Source organism: Dermabacter sp. HMSC06F07 (assembly GCF_001807345.1).
Taxonomy (GTDB): Bacteria; Actinomycetota; Actinomycetes; order Actinomycetales; family Dermabacteraceae; genus Dermabacter; species Dermabacter hominis.
On sequence record NZ_KV788577.1, the window covers coordinates 82,914 to 109,771 of the forward strand.

General features: G+C 62.2%; 20 protein-coding genes. 2 read left to right on the forward strand and 18 right to left on the reverse strand.

The window, feature by feature from the left end; genetic code table 11:
• Positions 1 to 12 precede the first annotated feature (12 nt).
• From rplB to rpsJ, 5 genes are read right to left on the reverse strand one after another with little or no spacing between them, the layout of a single operon-like run.
• The gene (gene rplB, locus HMPREF3157_RS02755) at positions 13 to 849 is read right to left on the reverse strand and encodes a 50S ribosomal protein L2 (protein ID WP_016664023.1); all 837 of its coding nucleotides are present in this window, start codon (positions 847 to 849) and stop codon (positions 13 to 15) included.
• Positions 850 to 895: 46 nt separating this feature from the next.
• Positions 896 to 1,198 (reverse strand): 50S ribosomal protein L23, encoded by a 303-nt coding sequence (gene rplW, locus HMPREF3157_RS02760; RefSeq protein ID WP_016664022.1) that lies wholly within the window; start codon positions 1,196 to 1,198, stop codon positions 896 to 898.
• Positions 1,195 to 2,142, reverse strand: a complete 948-nt coding sequence (rplD, locus tag HMPREF3157_RS02765) for a 50S ribosomal protein L4, sunset domain variant (RefSeq protein ID WP_070435451.1) — start codon at positions 2,140 to 2,142, stop codon at positions 1,195 to 1,197. Before rplD ends, rplW begins: the two co-directional genes overlap by 4 nt.
• A 5-nt stretch (positions 2,143 to 2,147) precedes the next feature.
• A complete protein-coding gene (rplC, locus tag HMPREF3157_RS02770) occupies positions 2,148 to 2,828 on the reverse strand; it encodes a 50S ribosomal protein L3 (protein ID WP_016664020.1) in 681 nt (226 codons plus the stop codon).
• Between the two features lie 13 nt (positions 2,829 to 2,841).
• Positions 2,842 to 3,150 (reverse strand): 30S ribosomal protein S10, encoded by a 309-nt coding sequence (gene rpsJ / locus HMPREF3157_RS02775; protein WP_055089348.1) that lies wholly within the window; start codon positions 3,148 to 3,150, stop codon positions 2,842 to 2,844.
• A gap of 572 nt (positions 3,151 to 3,722) precedes the next feature.
• Between rpsJ and HMPREF3157_RS02780 the strand changes: the two genes are divergently transcribed.
• On the forward strand, positions 3,723 to 4,592 hold the full coding sequence (locus HMPREF3157_RS02780; RefSeq protein ID WP_070435452.1) for a YflT domain-containing protein: 870 nt from the start codon (positions 3,723 to 3,725) through the stop codon (positions 4,590 to 4,592).
• A 320-nt stretch (positions 4,593 to 4,912) separates the two neighbouring features.
• Here the strand turns inward: HMPREF3157_RS02780 and tuf are convergent, their stop codons facing one another.
• From tuf to rplJ, 13 genes are all read right to left on the reverse strand, one after another.
• On the reverse strand, positions 4,913 to 6,100 hold the full coding sequence (tuf, locus tag HMPREF3157_RS02785; protein WP_016664017.1) for an elongation factor Tu: 1,188 nt from the start codon (positions 6,098 to 6,100) through the stop codon (positions 4,913 to 4,915).
• Between the two features lie 129 nt (positions 6,101 to 6,229).
• Positions 6,230 to 8,377, reverse strand: coding sequence for an elongation factor G (gene fusA / locus HMPREF3157_RS02790; RefSeq protein ID WP_070435453.1), 2,148 nt, complete (start codon positions 8,375 to 8,377; stop codon positions 6,230 to 6,232).
• A 42-nt stretch (positions 8,378 to 8,419) separates the two neighbouring features.
• Positions 8,420 to 8,890: a 30S ribosomal protein S7 gene (gene rpsG / locus HMPREF3157_RS02795; RefSeq protein ID WP_070435454.1), complete on the reverse strand. Its 471-nt coding sequence runs from the start codon at positions 8,888 to 8,890 to the stop codon at positions 8,420 to 8,422.
• Positions 8,890 to 9,264 (reverse strand): 30S ribosomal protein S12, encoded by a 375-nt coding sequence (gene rpsL, locus HMPREF3157_RS02800; protein ID WP_016664014.1) that lies wholly within the window; start codon positions 9,262 to 9,264, stop codon positions 8,890 to 8,892. Before rpsL ends, rpsG begins: the two co-directional genes overlap by 1 nt.
• A gap of 401 nt (positions 9,265 to 9,665) precedes the next feature.
• Positions 9,666 to 10,928 carry a septal ring lytic transglycosylase RlpA family protein gene (locus tag HMPREF3157_RS02805; protein ID WP_070435455.1) on the reverse strand — a complete coding sequence of 421 codons (1,263 nt, stop codon included), beginning with the start codon at positions 10,926 to 10,928 and terminating at the stop codon, positions 9,666 to 9,668.
• 288 nt (positions 10,929 to 11,216) lie between these two features.
• Positions 11,217 to 15,104: a DNA-directed RNA polymerase subunit beta' gene (locus tag HMPREF3157_RS02810; RefSeq protein WP_070435456.1), complete on the reverse strand. Its 3,888-nt coding sequence runs from the start codon at positions 15,102 to 15,104 to the stop codon at positions 11,217 to 11,219.
• A 117-nt stretch (positions 15,105 to 15,221) separates the two neighbouring features.
• On the reverse strand, positions 15,222 to 18,707 hold the full coding sequence (gene rpoB / locus HMPREF3157_RS02815; RefSeq protein ID WP_070435457.1) for a DNA-directed RNA polymerase subunit beta: 3,486 nt from the start codon (positions 18,705 to 18,707) through the stop codon (positions 15,222 to 15,224).
• Positions 18,708 to 19,014: 307 nt separating this feature from the next.
• Positions 19,015 to 19,785, reverse strand: a complete 771-nt coding sequence (locus HMPREF3157_RS02820) for a hypothetical protein (protein WP_141740593.1) — start codon at positions 19,783 to 19,785, stop codon at positions 19,015 to 19,017.
• A 65-nt stretch (positions 19,786 to 19,850) separates the two neighbouring features.
• Positions 19,851 to 20,654 carry a hypothetical protein gene (locus HMPREF3157_RS02825; RefSeq protein ID WP_070435458.1) on the reverse strand — a complete coding sequence of 268 codons (804 nt, stop codon included), beginning with the start codon at positions 20,652 to 20,654 and terminating at the stop codon, positions 19,851 to 19,853.
• 16 nt (positions 20,655 to 20,670) lie between these two features.
• Positions 20,671 to 21,447, reverse strand: coding sequence for a hypothetical protein (locus tag HMPREF3157_RS02830; RefSeq protein WP_141740594.1), 777 nt, complete (start codon positions 21,445 to 21,447; stop codon positions 20,671 to 20,673).
• Positions 21,448 to 21,462: 15 nt separating this feature from the next.
• Entirely contained in the window at positions 21,463 to 22,317 is an 855-nt protein-coding gene (locus HMPREF3157_RS02835; RefSeq protein WP_070435460.1) for a hypothetical protein, read from the reverse strand.
• 144 nt (positions 22,318 to 22,461) lie between these two features.
• Positions 22,462 to 22,848, reverse strand: coding sequence for a 50S ribosomal protein L7/L12 (gene rplL, locus HMPREF3157_RS02840; protein WP_016664006.1), 387 nt, complete (start codon positions 22,846 to 22,848; stop codon positions 22,462 to 22,464).
• Between the two features lie 117 nt (positions 22,849 to 22,965).
• Complete coding sequence (rplJ, locus tag HMPREF3157_RS02845; protein WP_016664005.1) at positions 22,966 to 23,481, reverse strand: 50S ribosomal protein L10; 516 nt, start codon at positions 23,479 to 23,481, stop codon at positions 22,966 to 22,968.
• A gap of 679 nt (positions 23,482 to 24,160) precedes the next feature.
• Between rplJ and adhE the strand changes: the two genes are divergently transcribed.
• Entirely contained in the window at positions 24,161 to 26,776 is a 2,616-nt protein-coding gene (gene adhE / locus HMPREF3157_RS02850; protein WP_070435461.1) for a bifunctional acetaldehyde-CoA/alcohol dehydrogenase, read from the forward strand.
• Positions 26,777 to 26,858: the final 82 nt, after the last annotated feature.

The window sequence follows — 26,858 nt, forward strand, 5'->3', positions numbered from 1 at the left end:
TCCCTCGTCCTATCAGCGCTTTTTGCCGGTACGGCGGCGGCGCACGATGAGCTTGTCGCTTTCCTTGTTCGGCTTGCGGGTACGGCCTTCCGGCTGGCCCCAAGGCGAAACGGGATGACGACCGCCCGACGTGCGGCCCTCACCACCACCATGCGGGTGGTCCACGGGGTTCATCACAACACCACGGACGTGCGGGCGCTTGCCCTTCCAGCGCATACGGCCGGCCTTGCCCCAGTTGATGTTGGCTTGTTCGGCGTTGCCCACCTCACCGATGGTCGCGCGGCAGCGCGCATCGACGTTGCGGATTTCGCCGGACGGCATACGAAGCTGGGCGTACTTGCCTTCCCTCGCGACGAGCTGCACGGAGGCACCCGCCGAGCGGGCGATCTTCGCGCCGCCACCGGGGCGGAGCTCGATTGCGTGCACAACGGTACCCACGGGGATGTTGCGCAGCGGAAGGTTGTTGCCGGGCTTGATGTCGGCGCTCGGGCCGCTTTCGAGCACGTCACCCTGGCGAAGCTTCGCCGGGGCGAGGATGTAGCGCTTCTCGCCGTCCAGGTAGTGGAGCAGAGCGATGCGAGCGGTACGGTTCGGGTCGTACTCGATGTGGGCGACCTTGGCGTTGATGCCGTCCTTGTCGTGACGACGGAAGTCGATCACGCGGTAGGCACGCTTGTGGCCACCGCCGCGGTGACGCGAGGTCACGCGGCCCTTGTTGTTACGGCCACCCGTCTTGGACAGGGGGCGGACCAGCGACTTCTCCGGCTCACTACGAGTGATCTCGACGAAGTCGGCGACGCTCGAGCCGCGGCGGCTCGGCGAGGTCGGCTTGTTCTTACGAATTCCCATCGTGGGTTTCCTCAGACTCTCTCGTTTGTCTTCGGGTCACGACCGCTCAGGCGGTCGCGCCTCCGAAGATGTCGATGGATCCGTCCTTGAGGGTGACAATGGCGCGCTTGGTGTCGTTGCGCTTGCCAATGCCGAAACGCGTGCGACGCGTCTTGCCCTGACGGTTGATGGTGTTCACCGAAGCAACCTTGACGTCGAAGATCTCCTCGACGGCAAGCTTGATTTCGGTCTTGTTTGCGCGGCGATCGACGAGGAAGACGTACTTCCCTTCGTCCATCTGGCCGTAGGACTTCTCGGTGAGGACCGGCGCGAAGAGAATGTCGCGCGGGTTCTTGTTAATCGAGGTCACTTGGCTTCCTCCTCATCGGCCGGGCGAACAGCGTTCACGAAGCCGGCAGCTTCCGCTGCTTCGGGCGTCGCGAACCAGACCTCAGCCTTAGTGCGGCCGTACCACGGCGAATCCTCGGTGTGGTACTTCATGGAGTTGCTGTTGCCCTTGATGGTGAAACCTTCGGGGGCCTTGCCACCGTCGAGCGGAAGGGCGCTGCCTTCGCCGTAGGGAGCCTCAACAGCCGCAGCTTCGCTCTTCACCTCAGCCGTGGCGGCCGCCTTGGGGGTTGCCGCAGCCTCGGGCTGCGCGGGAGCCTTCACAGCGGCGAGAGTCGCGCCTGCCACGAAGTCCTCGAGCGCACCTTCGGTGAAGACGACATGGTCGGATGCCATGACGTCGTAGGTGTTGAGCTGATCGGCGAACAGCACGTGAGCGTTCGAGAGGTTGCGCGAGCTGAGCGCGCCGACCTCGTCGTCGCGACGAACAACCAGGAGGAAGTTCGAGCTGTCCGAGACGGTAGCGATGGTCTTCGCCACGAGCTTCGTCGAGGGCTTGTCGCCATCGAGGAGCGCGGTGAAAACGTGGATGCGGCCGAAACGGGCGCGATCCGAAAGGGCACCGCGGAGCGCAGCAGCCTTCATCTTCTTGGGCACACGCTGCGTGTAGTCGCGCGGAACCGGGCCGTGAACGACGCCACCGCCGGTCCACTGAGGTGCGCGGATCGAGCCCTGGCGAGCACGACCGGTACCCTTCTGCTTCCACGGCTTACGGCCGCCGCCGCTAACCTCGCCGCGAGTCTTGGCCTTGTGCGTGCCCTGACGCGCAGCGTTGAGCTGAGCGGTCACGACCTGGTGGATAAGCGCCACGTTGGTCTGAACATCGAAGATGTGAGCGGGCAGCTCGGCAGTGCCGGTCTTCTTTCCTGCGGGGTCGAGAACGTCGACCGTCAGGTTGTTAGCCATGAAAATCAGGCTCCCTTCTTCGGACCCTTGACGGCCGAGCGAACCAGAACGATGCCACCCTTGGGGCCCGGAACGGCACCCTTGATGAGCACGAGGTTCTTCTCGGCGTCCACCGCCTGAACGGTGAGGTTCTGGACGCTATTGCGGTTACCGCCCATGCGGCCCGCCATGCGCATGCCCTTGAACACGCGAGCGGGGGTCGAAGCGCCACCGATCGAGCCGGGCTTGCGGTGGTTGCGGTGCTGACCGTGCGAGGCGCTCACACCGGCGAAGCCGTGACGCTTCATGACACCAGCGTTGCCCTTACCCTTGGTCGTGCCAACGACGTCGACCTTCTGGCCGGCCTCGAAGATCGAAGCGTCGATCTCCTGGCCGAGCTCGTACTCCGCGGCGTCGTTCGTGCGGAGCTCAACGAGGTGACGGCGCGGCGTCACGCCGGCCTTCTCGAAGTGACCCTTGAGGGGCTTCGTCACCTTACGGGGATCGATCGCGCCGTACGCGATCTGGACAGCGTCGTAGCCGTCAACGTCCTGCGAGCGGACCTGCGTGACGACACACGGGCCGGCCTGAACCACGGTCACGGGGACGATGTTGCCGTCCTCGTCCCACACCTGGGTCATGCCAAGCTTGGTGCCGAGCACGCCGTTGATGACGCGATCGCGCTGCCCTGTCAGTTCGTTACTCATGTGTTCCGATACCTCAGAGCTTGATCTCGATGTTGACGTCCGCAGGCAGGTCGAGGCGCATCAGCGAATCCACAGCCTTGGGCGTGGGGTCGACGATGTCGATGAGGCGCTTGTGGGTGCGCATCTCGAACTGCTCACGGGAATCCTTGTACTTGTGCGGCGACTTGATCACAACGAAAACGTTCTTCTCAGTCGGCAGCGGCACCGGGCCCACGACCGTTGCACCAGCGCGGGTGACAGTGTCGACGATTTTGCGCGCCGAGCTGTCAATCACCTCGTGGTCATACGACTTGAGCCGGATGCGGATCTTCTGTCCCGCCATAGCCTAGGTCTATCTCTTTCTCTAAAACCGCTCTTACATGGAGTGGGCCAGACCGACACCCGCGGTCGGGTGTGTCGCTCTTGCGAGGCGCAAAAAGGCCGCGCGAAACCCTTGTCCTTGCGACTTTTCCCTCGAACGATGCGCCCTCAGCGGAGTATCCACACTGTTCGCATCCTTGGGCTGAGCGTCATCCGGTGGTCATTCCCAGAGACGGGGAACGGAACCGGGCATGGCCGCTCGCGCAAGCAACTCATCTAGTTTGCCACGTATCGCAAACGCGCACCAGGGGTCGTGGCGTGGAACGCCTCACAAGCATTCACCGTCGGACATCGACCGTCGGACTCCCCTGCCACAGGGGCACGCCTTCGCGTCCTCACACCCTGCCGCAAGCTCACACCGTCGGACTCTCCCGCCGCGCACTCTCGCGCCCTCGCACTCTGCCGCAAACTCGCACCCCCGCGCGCTGCCAAGCTCTCACCTTCGCGCAGGCTCCAGCGCCATGCCACAGCCTCCAGCGCCGGGCGCCTCACTGTTTCGAAAAGACGCGCAGGTGAGCATCCTAGAGTGGGCCCATGAGCCAACAGTCGCACAGCCCGCTCCAATCGCAGGCATTTTCACTCGAATTTCCGCAATCGCTCGGCACATATAAGGAGTATGCCGACGTTCAGCGCATGGTCGACATCCTCGCCGACGCCGGTTTTCCAGTACAGAACACCCTCATTGTGGGAACCGACCTGCGCCTCATCGAGCGCGTGACCGGACGCAAGACCTGGGGCCGAGTCATCCTTGGAGGCGCGCTCAGCGGCATGTGGATGGGACTTTTCGTGGGCCTGCTGTTCAGCATGCTTTCCTCGAACTGGCTTTCGACGATCCTCAGCTCCGTTCTCCTCGGCGCCGTGTTCTTCACGGTCTGGGCGGTAATTGGGCACGCCATGAGCGGTGGTCAACGCGACTTCACGTCCATGACCGCAACGGTCCCCATGCACTACGAGCTCCTCGTCGAGCACCGCAACGTCATGGACGCGCGCCGCATCCTCACCGGCGCAGGCATCCGCCTCGGCGACGGCGCCTTTGGGGGCAGCGGCTATGGTGACTCCGCAAAGAATCGACCGACAGGGCCCGGCACACAGTCGCCTGGCACTCAATCGCCTGGCACGCAACCTCTTGGTTCGCCCAGCTACGGCGCGGACGGTCCGTCGTCTGCCCGCTCCAATCGACCCCAGTACGGGCAAAGCGCACCTGAGAGCCGGGATCCGATGGAACCGGCACAAGGTTCGATAGCGTCAGGGGCCACCCGCGACGATGCTCACAGCTTCGGCGATTCCACTTCGCTGAAGAGCGACGATGCCGAAGCTCCGAAGCGACCAACATTCGGGTTGCCGTCGGACCCTGATTCCGCGCGCGGCACCCACGGCGATGACGAGCCGCACCCGCGCGGTTAGACGGAACTGACCTCGGCAGAGCACCGAGCACCCCGACCACCCGGCACCCCGACCCCACCTTCTTCTGAACCAGCAAACTAACCCCAACGTTTGCGGCGGTATCACGCCCAATTCCGCCACAAACGTTGGGTACAGATCCGCGGAAGGGATTCCAGCCCGCCCCGAGCACGAAAGGGACTCCACCCCGCCCCGAGCAGCCGTAGCACCCCGTAGACCTCGGGCGCCCCAAGCCCTCTCCCCTCCCCGCAACACAAAGAGAGGCGCCCCGGACGAATCCGGAGCGCCTCTTCTCTTAACTCTGCAGGCTATGCAGCGCTAGATCACTTGATGATCTTGGTAACGCGGCCCGAGCCAACGGTGCGGCCACCCTCACGGATAGCGAAGCCGAGGCCCTCTTCCATAGCGATCGGCTGGATGAGCTCAACGGTCATCTCGGTCGAGTCGCCAGGCATGACCATCTCGGTGCCCTCGGGGAGGGTGATAACGCCGGTCACGTCCGTGGTACGGAAGTAGAACTGCGGGCGGTAGTTCGAGTAGAACGGGTTGTGGCGGCCACCCTCGTCCTTCGAGAGGATGTAGACCTGAGCCTCGAAGTCGGTGTGCGGGGTGATCGAGCCCGGCTTCACAACAACCTGGCCACGCTCAACGTCTTCACGCTTGGTGCCACGGAGGAGGAGGCCACAGTTCTCGCCTGCCCAAGCCTCGTCCATCTGCTTGTGGAACATCTCGATACCGGTAACGGTGGTCTTCTGAGCCTCGCGGATACCCACGATCTCGATTTCCGAGTTGATGGCAAGCTTGCCACGCTCGACCTTACCGGTCACAACGGTGCCACGGCCGGTGATGGTGAAGACGTCCTCGATCGGCATGAGGAACGGCTTGTCCATGTCGCGAACCGGATCCGGGATCGACTCGTCGACGGCAGCCATGAGGTCCTGAACCGACTTGACCCACTTCTCGTCGCCTTCGAGCGCCTTGAACGCCGAAACGCGAACGACGGGAGCGTCCTCGTCGAACTCCTGCGAAGCGAGGAGCTCACGGACCTCCATCTCGACGAGCTCGAGGATTTCCTCATCGTCGACCATGTCGCACTTGTTGAGTGCAACGAGGAGGTAGGGAACGCCAACCTGGCGAGCAAGAAGAACGTGCTCGCGGGTCTGAGCCATCGGGCCGTCGGTGGCGGCAACCACGAGGATTGCGCCGTCCATCTGAGCAGCGCCGGTAATCATGTTCTTGATGTAGTCGGCGTGGCCCGGAGCGTCGACGTGAGCGTAGTGACGCTTGTCGGTCTGGTACTCGATGTGGGAGATGTTGATCGTGATGCCGCGCTGCTTTTCCTCAGGGGCATTGTCGATCGTATCGAAGTTGCGCTGCTCGTTGAGGTCCGGGTACTGGTCGTACAGAACCTTCGAGATGGCAGCGGTAAGCGTGGTCTTGCCGTGGTCAACGTGACCGATGGTGCCGATGTTGACGTGCGGCTTAGTACGCTCGAACTTGGCCTTAGCCATAGTGTGTCCTCCTAGGACTTTGGTTGGGTGTACTTCTGTTGAACGGGTGGGGCGCCCCCGAAGGGAGGCGACCCAAGCGGTCCGAGAATCAGCGAACAGATCTACTCTACCCGCAAATCCTCGTAAGGCTTACTCGCCCCGCGTCTTCGCGATGATCTCTTCCGAGATGTTCCTCGGGACCTCCGCGTAGCTGTCGAACTGCATCGTGTACATCGCGCGGCCCTGCGTGAAGGAACGCAGGTCGCCAATGTAGCCGAACATTTCGGACAGCGGGACGAGAGCACGGATAATCTTGACCCCGCTCGCGTCCTCCATCGACGAAACCTGACCACGTCGCTTGTTCAGGTCGCCGATGACATCTCCCATGTACTCCTCGGGAGTACGAACCTCGACGCTCATGATCGGCTCGAGGAGAATCGGCTGGGCCTTCTTGAGGGCCTCGCGCGTCGCCATCGAACCGGCAATCTTGAACGCCATTTCCGAGGAGTCCACGTCGTGGTAAGCACCGTCGATAAGCGATGCCTTGACATTCACCACCGGGTAGCCGGCGAGAACGCCGGACTGGAGCGCATCCTGAATACCCGCGTCAACGCTCGGGATGTATTCACGCGGGATGCGGCCACCGGTGACGAGGTTTTCGAACTCGTAGAACACGCCTTCTTCAGCGTCGGTGAGAGGCTCAAAGGTGATCTGAACCTTACCGAACTGACCGGAACCACCGGTCTGCTTCTTGTGCGTGTAGTCGAACTTCTCAACGGTCTTTTTGATCGACTCGCGGTAGGCCACCTGCGGCGAGCCCACGTTCGCTTCGACCTTGAACTCGCGGCGCATACGATCCACGAGCACGTCGAGCTGAAGCTCGCCCATGCCCTTGATGACCGTCTGGCCGGTTTCCTCGTCAAGCTCGACCTGGAAGGTCGGGTCTTCCTTGGCGAGACGCTGAATCGCGATACCGAGCTTCTCCTGGTCACCCTTGGTCTTCGGCTCAATCGCCATCGAGATCACGGGCTCCGGGAAGGTCATCGACTCAAGAGCGATCGGGTGCTGCGCGTCGCACAGCGTGTCGCCGGTGGTCGTGTCCTTCAGACCGATGAACGCGTAGATGTGGCCCGCGAATGCCTCGTCGACAGGGTTCTCCTGGTTCGAGTGCATCTGGAAGAGCTTGCCGACGCGTTCCTTCTTGCCCGTGGTGACGTTGAGCACCTGAGTACCGGTCTCAACGTGGCCCGAGTACACGCGCACGTAGGTGAGCGAGCCGAAGAACGGGTGTGCGGCAACCTTGAACGCGAGCGCGGAGAAAGGCTCGTCAGCGGAGGGCTTACGCGTGAGCTCCTTCTCCTCATCGTTGACGTCGTGGCCCACCATCGGCGGGACGTCGAGCGGCGAGGGAAGGAAGTCAACGACGGCGTTGAGCATGGGCTGCACGCCCTTGTTCTTGAACGCCGAGCCACAGAACACCGGGTAGGCCTGCGAGGAAATCGTGAGTTCGCGAATGCCCTTCTTGAGATCCTCAATTGAGAGTTCGCCCTCTTCGAGGTACTTCTCCATGAGCTCTTCGCTTGCCTCGGCGACGTCCTCGACGAGCTTCTCGCGGTATTCCTCAGCCTTGGCCTGGAGATCCGCGGGGATCGGGATCTCCTTCTGGTACTGACCGAGAGCGGCATCGCCCTTCTTCTTGTTGAACTCGGGGGCGTCCTCTTCGAACTCTTCGGGCCACTCGTAGGCCTTCATCTCGAGGAGGTCGATCACGCCGCGGAAGTCCGCTTCAGCGCCGATCGGCACCTGCATGACGAGCGGCTTCGCCTTGAGTCGGTCAACGATGGTGCCGACGGTGAAGAAGAAGTCCGCACCCATCTTGTCCATCTTGTTGACGAAGCAAATGCGCGGCACGTTGTACTTGTCGGCCTGGCGCCACACGGTCTCCGACTGCGGCTCGACACCTTCCTTGCCGTCGAACACGGCAACAGCGCCATCGAGAACGCGCAGCGAGCGCTCCACCTCAACGGTGAAGTCGACGTGGCCGGGCGTGTCGATGATGTTGATCTGGTTGTCGTGCCAGTAGCAGGTCGTTGCCGCGGACGTAATGGTGATGCCGCGTTCCTTTTCCTGCTCCATCCAGTCCATGGTGCCGGCACCGTCGTGGGTTTCGCCAAGCTTGTAGTTGACGCCGGTGTAGTACAGGATGCGCTCGGTGGTGGTGGTCTTACCAGCATCGATGTGTGCCATGATGCCGATGTTGCGGACCTTGCTGAGGTCCTTAAGCACTGCAAGTGCCACGGGCTATGCCTTTCTGCGCTTCGGTTCGAGTACCGCCGGCGATTACCAGCGGTAGTGAGCGAAGGCCTTGTTGGACTCCGCCATCTTGTGGGTGTCTTCGCGACGCTTCACAGCGGCACCGAGGCCGTTCGAAGCGTCGAGGATCTCGTTCATCAGGCGCTCGGTCATCGTGTGCTCACGGCGAGCACGCGAGTAGCCAACGAGCCAGCGCAGCGCGAGGGTCGTCGAGCGGCCGGCACGCACCTCGACGGGCACCTGGTAGGTGGCACCGCCGACGCGACGGGAACGAACCTCGAGGGACGGACGGATGTTGTCCAGAGCCTTCTTGAGGGTCGCAACCGGGTCCTGACCGTTCTTATCACGGCAGCCTTCGAGAGCGCCGTAAACGATGCGCTCGGCGACGGTCTTCTTACCGTCGAGGAGAACCTTGTTGATGAGCTGAGTGACGATGGGCGAGCCGTAGACCGGGTCGACCACGAGCTGACGCTTGGGAGCTGCACCTTTACGTGGCATTACTTCTTCTCCTTCTTCGCGCCGTACCGCGAGCGTGCCTGCTGGCGACCCTTCACGGCCTGGGTATCGAGCGAACCACGAACGACCTTGTAGCGGACGCCCGGGAGGTCCTTCACACGACCGCCGCGAACGAGGACGATCGAGTGCTCCTGAAGGTTGTGGCCTTCACCGGGGATGTAGGCCGTAACTTCGACACCGGAGGAGAGGCGAACACGTGCAATCTTTCGGAGCGCCGAGTTCGGCTTCTTGGGGGTGGTGGTGTACACACGGGTGCACACGCCGCGGCGCTGGGGCGAGCCCTTGAGCGCGGGCGTGCTCGAGGCGACAGGCTTATCCTGGCGACCCTTGCGCACCAACTGCTGAATAGTAGGCACTTTTTCTCTTTCTGTCGCTAGCCGCGCTCTTCACACGGCCAGATCACCTTCTTTGCCCACAGGCGCCGAAGCACCGGGTCCACGGGTGTGGAGTGGGCCGCGACCCGAGACGACGCCGCGAGGGGTGTCAATCTCGACCCGCACGGACCCCTCATGAGGCCCGGTGACTGCGATACCGTACCCCCGCTCATTGCACTCGCACGAGGCGAGGCCGCGAGAGGGCATAGGGCACCCAGGCACAGTTCATCAGTCTACGTTGCGCGTTTTATTCCGGTCAAAGGACTGGGGCCAGTTCGTCGTACATCACATGCACGGGAACCTGGAAGTGTCGCGCAGGCAACAGCAAAGGAAACGGGCCGACGGTAGCTGAGTACCGTCGGCCCGCTTTTTGTCATGGTGGCTTACTCGACGATCTGCCAGTCGACGCGTGCCACGCCGGAGCTCACGCCGCCGATACTCTTCATCGCCGCGTAGGAAAGGTCGAGGCAGCGACCGCCCACGTACGGGCCACGGTCGTTGATGCGCACGACCACGCTGCGGCCGTTGGCCTTATTGGTCACGCGCACGCGGGTGCCGAACGGCAGGCTCTTGTGGGCCGCGGTGTACGCATGCGTGTTGAAACGCTCGCCGCTTGCCGTGGGGCCGCCGTCAGTGCCGTCGCCGTTGCCGTAGAACGAGGCACCGCACGAACGAACGCCGCTCACAGCCTTGCCGCCTTGAGGCGCGGATTCGCTGCGCTTTTTGCGGCTCTGCTTCGGGGCGTCGCCACTAGCTTTGCTCACGTCCTCGCTCTTCGGTTCCGCGCTCTTCGGTTCCTCAGCGGGGCGCTTCTTGGTGCCCTTGGCGACGACCTCGGTGACGGGTTCCTTCGTGACCTCTTCCTTCACGACTTCCTCGCCCGTCGCTTTTCCGTCGGTCGTCGAAATCTTTTTGACGATGGTCTTTTCGCCCTTTTCGCCCTTCGTGACCACGCGAGTTTCGCCTTCGTAGATCGCGTCATCTTTGCGGGTCTCGGTCTTGTAGTCGATCGCAACCTTCTCGGTCTTTTCCTCGGAGCTGAGGCGCACGAGGTGGATCGTGTCGCCATCCTTGAGGACGGTGTCACGCGAGGGCGTGACGTCGTCGTCGGCGTCAACCGAGTCGGCGAAGTACTTATCGAGGAGATCCTGAACGGTTCGAACGGTCGTGCCCTTGGCAACCCACGAGCCGTTCATGCCGGTCACGGTGATGTCCTTGGGGGTCGTCACGGTCACGGGACCGTCGACATCCTCAAGTTTGGTGTCGGGCTTCGGGGAAACCGCGGCCCCTTCGGCGTCGATTCCGGCCTGCGCGAGTGCATCGGCAACGGTATCGCCCTCGACGAGGACCGACTGCTCTGCGCCGTCGACACTGAGCTTGACCTCTTCGCGTTCTTTCACGACGATCTTGTCACCCGAGTCGACGGTCTCGCCGAGAGCAGGCTTCACGAGATCGGTGTGGGAGACATCCACGCCGTGCGCTTCGAGGATGTCGGCCACCTGCGTGTCGAACGTGCGGAACGTTGCCACGCGGCCGTAGGCGTTCACGGTGACTTCGTTCGACATCGCGTAGGCTGCGCCACCGCCACCGCCCGCGAATACGGTCGCGAGTGCGGCTGCGGCGATAATCGGAGTCTTCTTCTTCACGAGTGTCCTTCGCATTGACGAGTGCACGGGAAGCGTCGCGCACGGTGGGCGCGAGTGCGGATTTCGGATGTCTCCATCTTGTCGCGCACGAAAGCGGGACGGTACCCGCAACACCAAGCCTTAAAACAAGACAAACCGCTATTTTGCCAACGCTTGACGCTCGCCGCGGTTTGCCTCACACATGCGCAGGCGGCGCTGCGATCGGCGCGGCAACAGAGAAAAAAGAGGGCCGGCCCTCCCCCGCTTGGGAAAGGACCGGCCCTCCGGTGACGCCCGAAGGCGCGAAGATCAGCGGAAGTCCGTATTGAACGGATCCGAGTAGCTGAAGTCGTCGAGGTTCAGGCTCGAGCCGGCACCACTGAAGTCGGTGAGACCGAAGTCGTCGTACCCGGGAACCGTGTACATCTGCGCCTTCGCCTCGTCGGTGGGCTCCACCTCAAAGTTACGGAAGCGGGGAAGGCCCGTGCCCGCGGGGATGAGCTTACCGATGATGACGTTCTCCTTGAGGCCCATGAGCTTGTCGCTCTTGGAGCTGAGTGCAGCCTCGGTGAGCACGCGGGTCGTCTCCTGGAACGAGGCGGCCGAAAGCCACGACTCGGTCGCAAGCGACGCCTTCGTGATACCCATGAGCTCGGGGCGGCCCTGAGCGGGCTCCCCACCTTCGGCGAGGGCAGCGCGGTTGGCTTCGATGAACGCGGCGTTCTCGACGAGGTCGCCGGGCAGGAGCTTCGTGTCGCCCGAGGCCACGATCGTCACGCGGCGCAGCATCTGGCGAACGATGACCTCGATGTGCTTGGCGTGAATGTCCACACCCTGGCTGACGTATACCTTCTGGACTTCGTCCACGAGGTGCTTCTGTACGGCGCGCGGGCCGAGGATGCGAAGCACCTGCTTCGGGTCAACCGAGCCCGGGGTGAGCTGCTGGCCGACCTCAACGTGGTCGCCGTCGAAGACGAGCGGAGTCACGCGACGCGAAAGCGTGTAGGTCACGGGTTCGCTGCCGTCATCCGGCGTCACGGTGAGCTTGCGCTGCTTTTCGGATTCGTCGACGCTCACGCGGCCCGCAACCTCGGTGATCGGGGCGAAGCCCGCCGGGGTACGTGCCTCGAAGAGCTCCTGCACACGCGGGAGACCGTGCGTGATGTCGCCCTCAGCCGACGCCACACCACCGGAGTGGAAGGTACGCATCGTGAGCTGGGTACCGGGCTCACCAATCGACTGCGCGGCGACGATGCCAACGGCCTCGCCGATGTCCACGAGCTGGCCGGTCGCAAGCGAACGGCCATAGCACTGCGCACACGTGCCCACAGCGGAGTCACACGTGAGAACGGAGCGGACCTTCACCTCGGTGACACCCGCGGCGAGGAGCTTCTCAATGAGCACATCGCCGACGTCGTCACCGGCGGATGCGAGAACCGTGCCGTCTTCGCCTGCCACGTCCTGCGCGAGCGTACGGCCGTACACCGTGATCTCAACGTTGTCGGCGGGCACGATGACACCGTCGAGGTCCTGACCGATGGCCATCGTGAAGCCCTTCGAGGTTCCACAATCGCCCTCACGCACGATGACGTCCTGGGAGACGTCCACGAGACGACGCGTCAGGTAACCCGACTGCGCGGTCTTGAGTGCGGTATCGGCAAGGCCCTTACGCGAACCGTGCGATGCGATGAAGTACTCGAGCACCGAGAGACCCTCGCGGTAGTTCGAGAGGATCGGGCGGGGAATAATCTCGCCCTTCGGGTTGTTCACGAGGCCACGCATACCGGCGATCTGGCGGATCTGCATCCAGTTACCACGGGCACCGGAATGCACCATGCGGTAAATCGTGTTGTCCACCGGGAAGTTCGCCTTCATCGCCTCGGCAACCTCGTTGGTCGCCTCGGTCCAGATGTCGATGAGCTCGCTGCTGCGCTCAGCTTCGGAGACGAGACCAAGGTCGCGGTTCTCCTCGACCTGCGCGGCCTTCGCTTCGTACTTCGCGATGATCTCCGGCTTGTTCGGCGGCGCCACAACGTCACTGAACGCGAAGGTCACGCCCGAGTAGGTCGACCACGAGAAACCGTAGGACTTGAGTGCGTCGAGCGAAGCCGACACCTGGCCCTTGTCGTAGCGTTCGGCGAGCGCGTTCACGACGCCACCGAGGCGCTTCTTGCCAACCTGGCCTTCAACGTAGGGGAAGTCCTCGGGGAGGGTCTCGTTGAAGTAGTAGGTACCGAGCGTGGTCTCGAGGGTGATCGGGTCACCCTCGCTCCAGCCCTCGGGAGCCTTCCAGTCCGACGGCGGCACGACATCGGTGAAGCGCACCTTGATCGGTGCGTTCAGGTCGATCTCGTTGCTATCGAAAGCCATGATCGCCTCGGCGATCGACGAGAACGAGCGGCCGTGGCCGAGTGCCTCGGGCTTCGGGGTCGTCAGGTGGTAGAGGCCGATGACCATGTCCTGTGCGGGCATCGTCACGGGGCGGCCGTCCGACGGCTTGAGGATGTTGTTCGAGGAGAGCATGAGGATGCGCGCCTCTGCCTGCGCCTCGGGCGAAAGCGGGAGGTGCACGGCCATCTGGTCACCGTCGAAGTCAGCGTTGAAGGCGCCACACACGAGCGGGTGCAGGTGGATGGCCTTGCCCTCGACGAGCTTCGGCTCGAACGCCTGAATACCGAGGCGGTGAAGCGTGGGTGCACGGTTGAGCAGCACGGGGTGCTCGGTGATGACCTCTTCGAGAACGTCCCACACCTCGGGGCGCGAACGCTCGACCATGCGCTTGGCGGCCTTGACGTTCTGCGCGAGGGAGAGATCCACGAGGCGCTTCATGACGAACGGCTTGAACAGCTCGAGAGCCATGCCCTTCGGGAGACCACACTGGTGAAGGTGCAGCTCCGGGCCGTTCACGATAACCGAGCGGCCCGAGTAGTCCACGCGCTTACCGAGCAGGTTCGCACGGAAACGACCCTGCTTGCCCTTGAGCATGTCGGAGAGCGACTTGAGCGGGCGGTTGCCGGGTCCCGTGACGGGGCGGCCGCGGCGGCCGTTGTCGAACAGCGAATCAACCGACTCCTGAAGCATGCGCTTTTCGTTGTTCACGATGATCTCGGGCGCACCGAGGTCGATGAGGCGCTTGAGACGGTTGTTGCGGTTGATGACACGTCGGTACAGGTCGTTGAGGTCGGAGGTCGCGAAGCGGCCACCGTCGAGCTGCACCATGGGGCGAAGATCCGGCGGGATCACGGGGATGCAGTCAAGCACCATGCCGGCGGGCGAGTTGGTCGTCTGCTGGAACGCCGAAACGACCTTGAGGCGCTTGAGGGCGCGAGCCTTCTTCTGCCCCTTGCCGTTCGCGATGACCTCGCGGAGCTTCTCAGCCTCGGAGTCGAGGTCGAAGTCGAGCAGGCGCTGCTGCACGGCCTCGGCACCCATGCCACCTTCGAAGTAGTGGCCGTAGCGGAGCTTCATCGCGCGGTAGAGCTGTTCGTCGCCCTCGAGGTCGGCAACCTCGAGGTTCTTGAAGCGCTCCCACACGTTCTGCACGCGCGTGATCTCAGCGTCATACTTCTTGCGGATCTGTGCCTGCTCGCGCTCCGCGGAATCGCGAACCTTACGCTTCGCGTCGGCCTTCGCGCCTTCTTCCTCGAGCTGAGCGAGGTCCTTCTCGGCAGCTACCGCGCGATCGTTGATCGCGGCATCGCGCTCATTTTCGAGTTCACGGATCTCGAGGTCGTGGCGGCTCTGAAGCTCGGGCATGTCGGTGTGACGGGCCTCGTCATCGACCTTCGTGATCATGTAGGCCGCGAAGTAGATGACCTTCTCGAGATCCTTCGGCGCGAGGTCGAGCAGGTAGCCGAGGCGGCTCGGCACGCCCTTGAAATACCAGATGTGCGTCACGGGAGCCGCAAGCTCGATGTGGGCCATGCGCTCACGGCGCACGGAAGACTTGGTGACCTCTACGCCACAGCGCTCACACACGATTCCCTTGAATCGCACGCGCTTGTACTTGCCGCAGTAGCACTCCCAGTCGCGGGTCGGGCCGAAGATGCGCTCACAGAAGAGGCCGTCCATCTCGGGCTTGAGGGTGCGGTAATTGATGGTTTCGGGCTTTTTAACTTCGCCGTATGACCAGGAACGGATGTCGTCGGCCGTCGCGAGGCCGATCTTGAGCTCGTCAAAGTGGTTGACGTCGAGCACGTGTGTCCTTCTCTCGTCTAAAAAGTCGTCAAGGTCTGAATGGTTGGGGCTGAGATCTTCGGGGGATGAAGGTCCGACGGTCGCTGGGCAATCGTCGGACCCTCCCCCGACGATCGATCAGACCTCTTCGATATTGATCGCGCCCTCGTTCGGGCGGCTCGACAGGTTGATTCCGAGTTCCTCCGCGCTGCGGAAGATGTCGTCGTCGCGGTCGCGCACCTCGAGGTTCTGGCCGTCAGCGCCGAGGACTTCGACGTTCAGGCACAGGGACTGCATTTCCTTGAGGAGCACGCGGAACGACTCGGGAATGCCCGGCTCGGGAATGTTGTCGCCCTTGACGATCGCCTCGTAGACCTTCACGCGGCCCGTGATGTCGTCCGACTTGATCGTGAGGAGCTCCTGAAGGGCGTAGGCGGCGCCGTAGGCCTCGAGTGCCCACACCTCCATCTCGCCGAAGCGCTGACCGCCGAACTGGGCCTTACCACCGAGCGGCTGCTGGGTGATCATCGAGTACGGGCCGGTCGAGCGAGCGTGCAGCTTGTCGTCGACGAGGTGGTGCAGCTTGAGGATGTACATGTAGCCGACCGAAATCTCGTGCGGGAACGGCTCGCCGGTGCGGCCGTCGAGCAGGCGTGCCTTGCCGTTCGAGCGGATCATGCGCTCGCCGTCGCGGTTCGGCCTGTAGTTCTCGACGAGAGCGCCGAGCTCAGTGTCGCTCAGGCCGTCGAACACGGGCACGGCAACCGGGGTGCCGGGCTCGCCGTGCAGGGCGTCCTTCGGGAGATCCTTAGCGGCGGGGTTGGATTCGTCGATGTCCCAACCGGACTTCGCAACCCACCCGAGGTGGGTTTCCATCACCTGGCCGATGTTCATACGACCGGGCACACCCATCGGGTTGAGGATGATGTCCACCGGGGTGCCGTCTTCGAGGAACGGCATGTCCTCGACGGGCAGGATCTTCGCGATGACGCCCTTGTTGCCGTGGCGGCCAGCGAGCTTGTCACCGTCGGTGATCTTGCGCTTCTGCGCGATGTACACGCGCACCATCTCGTTGACGCCGGTCGGGAGGATGTCCGAATCTTCTTCCGAATCGAACACGCGCACGCCGATCACGGTGCCGGATTCACCGTGGGGAACGCGCAGCGACGTGTCGCGCACCTCGCGGGCCTTCTCACCGAAGATCGCGCGCAGGAGGCGCTCCTCGGGTGTCAGCTCAGTTTCACCCTTCGGGGTGACCTTGCCGACGAGGATGTCACCGGGGACAACCTCGGCGCCGATACGGATGATGCCGCGCTCGTCGAGGTCGGCGAGAACGTCTTCGCCAACGTTCGGGATGTCGCGCGTGATCTCTTCCTTACCGAGCTTGGTATCACGGGCATCGACTTCGTGCTCCTCGATGTGGATCGACGTGAGCACGTCGTCCTGGACGAGGCGCGAGGACAGGATGATGCCGTCCTCGTAGTTGTGGCCGTGCCACGACATGAACGCCACGAGGAGGTTCTTGCCGAGCGAAAGCTCGCCGTCTTCGGTCGAGGGGCCATCGGCGAGGACCGAGCCGGCCTCAACGCGGTCACCTTCGTCGAAGAGAACGCGGTGGTTGTAGCAGTTACCGGCGTTCGAACGCTGGAACTTGTCAATGCGGTAGGTCTGGTTCGTGCCGTCATCCGCCGCAACGGTGATGAGGTCGGCGGAAAGCTCGGTGATCACACCGGCCTTCTCCGCAACAATCACATCGCCGGCGTCAACAGCTGCACGACGCTCCATACCCGTACCCACGAGAGGCATCTCGGTGCGCAGGAGCGGGACGGCCTGGCGCTGCATGTTCGAGCCCATGAGAGCACGGTTCGCGTCGTCGTGCTCGAGGAACGGAATCATCGCGGTTGCGACCGACACCATCTGTCGAGCCGAAACGTCCATGTAGGTGACGTCGCTCGGGTCGATCAGCTCGGGCTCGCCACCGGGCATACGCGAGAGCACCTGGTCTTCGAGGAACTTTCCGTTCTCATCGATCTTGGCGTTTGCCTGAGCGATGATGTGGCGATCCTCGTCGTCAGCCGTCAGGTAGACGATTTCGTCGGTCACGACACCGTCAACAACCTTGCGGTACGGGGTCTCGACGAAACCGAACGGATTGATGCGCGCGAAGGTTGCGAGCGAACCGATAAGACCGATGTTCGGGCCTTCCGGCGTCTCGATCGGGCACATGCGGCCGTAGTGCGAGGGGTGCACGTCTCGAACTTCCATGCCGGCACGGTCGCGCGACAGGCCGCCCGGGCCGAGCGCCGAGAGGCGGCGCTTGTGGGTGAGGCCCGAAAGCGGGTTGTTCTGGTCCATGAACTGCGAGAGCTGCGAGGTTCCGAAGAACTCTTTGATCGCCGCGGTCACGGGACGGATGTTGATGAGCGTGAGCGGCGTGATCGCTTCGACGTCCTGGGTCGTCATGCGCTCGCGAACGACGCGCTCCATGCGGGACAGGCCCGTGCGAACCTGGTTCTGGATGAGCTCGCCTACGGCGCGAATACGACGGTTGCCGAAGTGGTCGATGTCGTCCGTTTCCACGCGGATCTCGGTGCCGAAGCTGTTCTCCATGCTGTCCATGCCAGCGTGGAGGGCAACGATGTACTTGATCGTCGCGATGACATCCTCGAGGTTGAGCACGCTCTCGCTGAGCGGGCCTTCGAGACCAAGCTTCTTGTTGATCTTATAGCGGCCGACCTTCGCGAGGTCGTAGCGCTTGTCGTTGAAGTAGAGGTTGTTGAGCATCGTCTCGCCGGCATCGCGGCTGGGCGGTTCGCCCGGGCGCTGCTTGCGGTAGATGTCCATGAGGGCCTCGTCCTGAGACTCGACCTTGTCCTTTTCGAGCGTGGCGCGCATCGATTCGAACTCGCCGAACTCCTCGAGGATGTCGCTCTTGGACATGCCGAGCGCCTGGAGGAGGGTCGTCACGGACTGCTTGCGCTTACGGTCGATGCGCACACCGACCTGGTCGCGCTTGTCGACCTCGAATTCGAGCCATGCGCCGCGCGAGGGGATGACCTTCGCGCTAAAGACGTGCTTGTCGCTCGTCTTGTCGATGCTCTCTTCGAAGTACACGCCGGGCGAGCGCACGAGCTGCGAGACAACGACGCGCTCGGTGCCGTTGATGATGAACGTGCCCTTGTCGGTCATGAGCGGGAAATCGCCCATGAACACGGTCTGGGTCTTGATCTCACCGGTCTCGTTGTTCATGAACTCCGCCGTCACGTACAGCGGGGCGGCGTAGGTGAGGTCCTTTTCCTTGCACTCCTCGACCGAGTAGTTCGGCTCTTCGAAGGAGTGGTTCCTGAAGGAGAGCGACATATTTCCGGCGAGATCCTCAATGGGCGAGATCTCTTCGAAAATGTCGGCGAGGCCAGAGGTCTGCGGGACGTCTTCGCGTCCGGCCGCTTCTGCTTCGGCCGCGCGCTCCTGCCAGCGCTCGTTACCGAGCAGCCAGTCAAACGAGCTCGTCTGGAGCGAAAGAAGATCGGGAACTTCGATGGGATCGCCAAGCTTCGCGAAGGTGACGCGGGGCGAGGCGGTGCGCAGTGCAGTGGTGTGAGAATCGGTGCTCGAGGCAGCCAAGGGTTATCCTTCCACGGGATGAGGACTCGTACACGCTTCGATAGACTCGATGTGCTTCGGCCCCTCATTCACGACCAACCCCGCTATATGAGTCGAATGAGTTGAAAAAGGGCGCACGAAACACGGGCGCTAAGTTTCAAGAGTATGCGAGAGCGGCTCTCCCCTCAAGACCTCGCACGAAAAAACTGGCGAGACTGTGGTCACGTCAGCAGTCGAGCCGTCCCGCGTGGGCCGGTCGTATCGACTCAACAGCCGCGCACGTCGCCTCGGTGGGAAGTTCGCGCCTGGATGCACGTGCGGGGGTTCCTCACGCCGCTTCACGCTTGAATTTTTCGATCTGCGCTTTGATGAACGGGGCACTGGTCGGAGCGTCGATGTTGTCCACCTGGATGAAAATATGGTTCTTTCCTCGGGACACTACGCCGAAGTAGGAGGTCGAATACATGCCTTCACCGTCGGAAAAGTGCATGTACACAAACGTGTCCATATCTTCGCCGCCCGGGGTGATGTATTCGTAGAAGCTCGGCTTCTCCCCTCGCTCGTCGGGGCACGTTCCCCACGGGAGACGAAAGACCTCCATGATATTGACGTCCTCGTCGGTCTGGAACGCGATGACCCGAGCCTTCGGGGGTTCACCCACACTCCCCTGCCAGTCGGGGTCTTCCGTGTATTCAGCCGTCACGACTGTGTGCACGCCGGATTGCGGTGTCTGCATCGCTTCCACTGCCGCTTTGCATTCTTTTCTGTAGTCCGCCTCAAGGTAGCTTGGGTCGGGGATTTCAATAGGGAAAGATATCTGCTTATTGGCTGGTCGCTCCGTTGTGATGTCGACCTCGCTAAGGATCAGCAACTCGCCCGAGTCCTCTGGCGTGAGAAGCCACTTTGCGGGCTCGCCCACCGGCTCTTCGGGGGAATCTTGGTCCGACGGCTGCTCGCTCGGCACAGCGCTCGTGGGTGCGGGTTGTCCACCCGCGCCCACGCTCTTCAGTGCTCCACAGCCTGATGCAGACAGCGTCAGGGCGAGTACGGCAAGCGCTACGGAAAACCTCCGAACCGTGAGAAGACCAGGTTCGTTCACGACAACGCACTTCACGACACCTACGTCCTTTCCAAGCGCACACCCGGCCTCGGCGCTACAAATGTCTACCCGGCAGAGTCCACTGATCGATCGAAAAGGTCTACTTGAGCTTTGATGAAGGCGACCGCTTGGGATTCTTCGACGCCCTGAACATAGAGGAAAAGTTGCGCCTTGCCGGCGGAGCGCCCACCAATATAGAAGTGCTTTCCATCAGCCATGATGTGAACAACGTCAAGGTCGTCGACCTGCTCGACGCTCACGTCGAATTTCCCGCCGATATCGCCACATGCCTTCGCCGCCTGGCTATAGAGCGTTATCACGTCAGTTTCCTCGTCAAGGATGACCGTCGCAGCATTGATGCTCACGTCCTCGCCGGGTGTCACAGGTGCGATATCACCTTTATACGTCGCAATCGCACCTTGAGCGATAGTGCCGTGAAAGCTCTCGATCTTCTGCGAAACCTCGGCGCACTCGGGAATCTGTGCGGCTTCGGCGCCGAGTGTAAATTGCAGTGTGAAGTCTCGATCGCTTGAGTCCTCAATCGAGGTCTTGAGGTCGTAATCCTCGACGCCATCGATGAGGGTATTCTCGGGCTTCAGAATCCACGTCGCCGGGTCGTTCACGTCGCCCGCCTCTTGCTCACCAACTCCACCGGCTGAGGTTTTGCCCGTTCCGCCCTTGCTTGAGGATCCGGAGTTTTCTGCGCCCGCCGAAGAGTCAGCGGAAGTGGAGGAGGCGTCGTACTTTTCCTGTTCCCTCGCACTGAGCGCGCCACACCCGCCCAGAGCGCCCACAAGGGCAAGTGCGGCGAGGGCTGAAACCCACGCGCGCGGGCGCAAGAGAGCAGTGGGAAAGATCGTCTGAGTCATGGGGAGCACCTCGCCATTACGTTGCGTTACCTACGGAGCGTTCAAAAAGGTCGATCTGGGCATCGATCACGGCCTTGGCCTCGTCATCACCGACATCGGACATGACGACAAAGATATGGCGCTTGCCGCTGGACTTTCCAGCGAGGAAGAACTCTTCGTCGGGAAGCTTGACGTGCACCCCTTCACCACCAAAAGGTTTTTCAACGGTGACCGGGGGCGCGCCCTGGATATTTCCGCACTTTTGCACAACATCGTTGTAGAAGTCCATGACGTTCATGTCGTCGGGGGTCGTCAGCGCGACAATCTTAATCATCGACTCCGCATTGACGGAGCCCGGAGCGGGCTGCCCTCGAAGCACACTGGTCGCAACAGCCTCGGACGTAAACGTTGCATTGTCGAGCGTGGTGACTGCGTCTGTGCATTCTGCTGAAATATTCGGGTGCTCGAGTGAGAAGCTCAGCTCGAAGTCCCCCTCCTCTTTGTCGACTTCTACCTCGCTGGGTTTCATGCCGTCCACCGGCAGATGCTCCTCGGTAAGAAGCCATGACTTCACATCATCGGGATTGCCCGCGGGCTGCTTTTTCCGGTCGGGAACGCCGCGCCCGCCGCTCCCCTTCGTTTGCCCGTTGTCGCCTGCATTATGCGAGTTCGACGAGGAGCCCGCTTGGTCGTTCTGTCCAGCATCGGTAAGCGCTCCGCACCCAGTCAGCGATGTGGCTAGGGCGAGAGCGGCGAGGCCCGAAAACCACATACCTGAACGGCGAGCAGATATGAATGCAGTTGCGTTGCTCATGACAATTCGCTACGGTCAGGCGGCATTCGTCACAGTGCGATCAAAAAGATCGATTTGGGCATCGATGTATGTTTTTGCTTGCTCAGGCTCGACATTCGCAAGGATCATCCAGACGTGCCGATTGCCGTGCGATTTACACACAATTAGCAGGTCCGCAGACCCCAATCGGGCGTGAATACCGTCGTGCCCGGGAAGCTTTTCCACGACCGACTTCGGCTCCCCGGGGGTGTTCGCACACTCACTGATGACGTCGTTGTAGGCATCGCCGAGATTCAAGTCCTCTTTGGTCACAACCGCAGCTGACTGCACGGTCGCTGCCCCTTCCGTCTCATCCAACGCCTCGAAGTCACCTTCGTACTTCGCAATAGCCATGCCCTGGATGGGAACTTCAAACTCGTTCAATTTAGCCACAGCGTCCACACAACTCTGCGATGCATTCGGGTGTTCGAACGTAAAGCTCAGGGTGAACGTTCCATCACCGGATGGGCCACCTTGCAGCACGTCGACCGTCACGCCTTCGATGCCCTTGAGCGGAACGTAAGGAGTGTTCGCAAGCCAGGTCGCGGGGCTATCCACGCTGCCGGCAGGCTGCTCCTCCCCTTGAGCTGCGGGGGCGCTTTCATCGTCGGTGGGAGATGCAGAGGAGGTGTCCCCCGGCGTGGCGCTCGACGTATCGCTTGGATCGCTACTCGCCCCCTCGCTCGGCTCGGCAGATCCTTCACTCGAGGTCGAAGTGGGGGCCGCGGGAGAGGTTTCGTCCTTTTTAGCGACGCTGCTCCCGAGCGCCCCGCATCCAGCGAGCGAGGCTGCAAGCAGCAGCGCGGCGGCGCCTCGTGCGGCGCGGGTCAACGTGGGGCGTGTACGTGACATGAGAGGCCTTAGGGTCAGGGGGCAAGATCCGGGCACACCCTACCAGCCACCCTTGAGAGCCTCCTCACACCCTCGGGCTGGTAGCAAAAAGGGCCGCCCCCAGGGGCGACCCTTTCGCTATGAAATGCGCCTAAAGCGCAGGAATCACTTGAGGGTGACGGTTGCGCCAGCGCCCTCGAGCTGCTCCTTGGCCTTCTCAGCGTCTTCCTTCGAGGCAGCCTCGAGAACCGGCTTCGGAGCGCCATCGACGAGGTCCTTCGCCTCCTTGAGGCCGAGACCCGTGAGAGCGCGCACCTCCTTGATGACAGCAATCTTGGCCGAACCGACCGACTCGAGGATGACGTCGAATTCGTCCTTTTCCTCAGCAGCGGCAGCTTCGCCACCGGCAGCGCCGCCAGCAGCGGCAACGGCAACGGGGGCAGCAGCGGTCACGTCGAAGACCTCTTCGAACTGCTTCACGAACTCGGAGAGCTCGATGAGGGTCATTTCCTTGAAAGCTTCGATGAGCTCTTCGTTGGTGAGCTTAGCCATTGGGCTAGTCCTTCCTGTCAAGTGGCACCCACGGGTGCCAGGCGCGTGTGCGCCGAGTGTATGTGTAAAAGGTTGTGCCGAGCGCGTGCATCACGCCTCGGGATGAGACTCGAAGCCTCAGCCCTCGTTCTTGGCACGCAGGGCGTCCACGGTGCGCGCGGTCTTGGTGAGCGGCGCAGCGAGAACGAAAACAGCCTTCGACATCGATGCCTTGAGAGCACCGGCAGTCTTGGCAAGAAGAACCTCGCGCGATTCGAGATCGGCAAGCTTCTCAACGTCGTCAGCCGTGAGGGCTTTGCCCTCAAAGTAACCGGACTTGACGACCAGCATGGGGTTGTCCTTGGCAAAGTCACGCAGAGCCTTAGCCGGTTCGACCGGCTCGCCCTTAATGAACGCGATCGCAGTAGGGCCGTTGAGATCGCCCTCAAAGGCGTCGATCCCAGCTTCCCGCGCCGCGATAGCAGCAAGCGTGTTCTTTACCACGGCGTAGGTAGTGTCGGCACCGAGCGAACGACGCAGCGTCTTGAGCTGGTCAACGCTCAGCCCGCGGTACTCGGTCAGAATTGCCGCACTCGACTCGCGGAACAGTTCCGTGAGCTCGGCAACGGCAGCTGCCTTGTCAGGCCTCGCCATGGCCCTCCTTCCAGAGGTCTCGAGGCCGGCCTGAAAGCTTCAGTCATGAAAAAAGCCTTGACCGCAGGGTCAAGGCTTGAGCACGCACATAGCGCGTATCGTTTCTTGAGCACCTGCGCAGGCCGTTTCACCACAGTGAAAGCTTTCGGTCCCCCTGATGGCAGGGCGACGACCGGCGGTCTTCGGTGAGATCAACTTTACCCCCACACCCGCGGCAGCGAAACCCCACGAGCGGTGATCCCTCCCACAAGCAAGCCGCACTTCATGCCGACGTGAATCGGGCCACAGTTCAAAAATGGGGACCAATATCCCTTCGGCTGCCGTCGGACCCTAACCGGCACGTTACCGCGCTTCCATTCCGGCCTCGTCCCCCTCTCTCGAGGTCCAACTTCACCCAGTATTCATGGTCTCAATGAACATGCAGGTCATTCGGGGACCTTATACCCCTAGAGCGCTAGACTGGCGCTTGTGACCGAGACCAAAGCTGGTCCGGGCCCACTATTTCCAGATCCGCACACCACACCCCCAACCTTCCGCAAACAAACTCTCTGACCTGCACTTTTGCTTAATCTAGACAGCTATCAAACGTTGTTGAGTGCACCACGGCAGCCACGTAGGTTGGAGTCACAACGACGTACTTTTCTATTCACTCCACCCGCAGAAAAGGATGGACACGCTCATGGCAGACGCCAAAGCTACGCCCGATACGGACACGCAGGCGATGATCGACGCTCTCGCAGACAAGGGCGCGACCGCGCTCAAAGAGTTCCGCGACTTCACACAAGAGCAGGTCGATCACATCGTGCACCAGGCGACCCTCGCTGCCCTGGACCAACACATGGCGATCGCCAAGCACGCCGTCGAAGAGACCGGGCGCGGTGTGTACGAAGACAAGATCATCAAGAACATCTTCGCCTCCGAATACATTTGGAACTCGATTAAGCACGACAAGACCGTCGGCATCCTCCACGAGGACAAGACTCGCGGTGTGATTGAAGTTGCCGAACCCGTGGGCGTCATTGCAGGCGTCACGCCCACGACCAACCCGACCTCGACCACGATCTTCAAGTCGCTCATCGCCCTGAAGACCCGCAACCCGATCATCTTCGCGTTCCACCCGAGCGCCCAGGAAAGCTCCGCCCACGCCGCACGCGTCGTGTACGAAGCTGCCGTCGAGGCCGGAGCTCCCGAGAACTGCGTGCAGTGGATCGAAACGCCCTCGCTCGAAGCGACCGGCCTGCTCATGAACCACGACAAAGTTGCCCTTGTGCTTGCCACCGGTGGCTCGGGCATGGTCAAAGCCGCCTACTCCACCGGCAAACCCGCCCTCGGCGTGGGCCCGGGCAACGTTCCCGTGTACATCGACAAGACAGCGAAGATTTCGCGCACCGTCAACGATCTTTTGCTGTCGAAGACCTTCGACTCGGGCATGATCTGCGCATCCGAGCAGAGCGTCCTCGTCCATACCGACATCAACAAAGAATTCGTCGCCGAATTCGAAAAGTACGGCGGCTACTTCCTGAACAAGACCGAACGCACGAAGCTCGAGAAGTTCATGATCACCGACAAGGGTGGAGTCAACCCCGCACTCGTCGGCTCGAGCGCCCTCAAGATCGCCGAAGGCGCAGGGCTCAACGTTCCCGACTACACGAAGGTTCTCCTCGTGCCGATCGACGGTGTGGGCAAAGACCACCCGTTCAGCCAGGAAAAGCTCATGCCCGTGCTCGGCTACAAGGTCGTCAAGGACGCCGCCGAGGGCTTCGAACTCGCCGACCAGCTGCTCGAACACGGCGGTCTCGGCCACACCGCCGTCATCCACACTAGCGACGAGAAGCAGGAGCGCGAGTACGGCATCGCGATGCGCGCGTGCCGCATCGTCGTCAACTCCCCGAGCTCGCAGGGCGGCATCGGTGACATCTACAACGGCCTCATCCCTTCGCTCACCCTCGGCTGCGGCTCCTACGGCCACAACTCGGTGTCGCGCAACGTGTCGGCCATCGATCTGATCAACATCAAGCGAATTGCGGAGCGTCGTAACAACATGCAGTGGTTCAAGGTTCCGAAGACCTACTTCGAGCGCTACTCCACCCAGTACCTGCGCGACATGGAAGGTATCAACCGAGCCTTCATCGTGACCGACCCGGGCATGGTCCAGTTCGGTTACGTCGACATCGTTCTCGAGCAGCTTCGCGAGCGCCGCAACCCAATCCAGTACCAGATCTTCTCGGACGTCGAGCCCAACCCGAGCTCCGACACCGTGTTCCGCGGCGTCGAGCAGATGAACCAGTTCAAACCCGACACGATCATCGCCCTCGGCGGCGGCTCCGCAATGGACGCCGCGAAGGGTATGTGGATGTTCTACGAGGACGGCAACGCTTCTTACTTCGGCATGAAGCAGAAGTTCCTCGATATCCGCAAGCGCACCTACACGTTCCCGAAGCTCGGTGAAAAAGCAAGCTTCGTGGCGATCCCGACGACCTCGGGCACCGGCTCGGAGTGCACCCCGTTCGCGGTCATCACCGACTCCGAGAACCACGTGAAGTACCCGATCGCCGACTACGCGATCCTTCCCGACGTCGCCATCGCCGACGCTCAGTTCGTGGACACCGTCCCCGCCCGCACGGCGGCTGACTCGGGCATGGACGCACTCACCCACGCGATCGAGTCGTATGTCTCGACCATGGCCTCGGACTACACAAAGGGCCTCTCGCTCCGCGCGATCCAGATGATCTTCGCGAACCTCCGCAAGTCTGTCCTCGAGGGCGACCGCGAGGCCAAGGAGAACATGCACAATGCCTCCACCATGGCAGGCATCGCTTTCGCGAACGCCTTCCTCGGTATCGTGCACTCGCTTTCGCACAAGGTCGGCGCCGAGTTCAACCTCGCGCATGGCCGCACGAACGCGATCTTCCTCCCGCACGTCATCAACTACAACGCGAAGAAGCCCGTGAAGCACGCGCTCTTCCCGAAGTACGAGTCGTTCCGTGCCGATGAGGACTTCGCCGAGATTGCCCGCGCACTCAACCTCCCGGCGAAGACCACGGAGGAAGGCGTCGCCTCGCTCGTCAAGGCCGTCACCGAGCTCGCCGAGGACATCGGCATCGAGATGTCGCTCAAGGCGAACGGCGCGACGCTCGAGCACCTCGAAAAGACGATCGACACTCTCGCCGATCGCGCCTACGAGGACCAGTGCACGCCGGCAAACCCGAAGCAGCCTCTCGTGAGCGAACTCAAGGCGCTCATCCGCGACGCCTTCGAGGGCGAGCTCGACTACAGCGAGAAGCACGCGAAGTAAGAACGGCATTTCCGCCGCAACGGTATGAGGGGTGGCTCCGCTTGGCGGGGCCACCCCTTCTCACTGCCTCGGCACCGTTTGT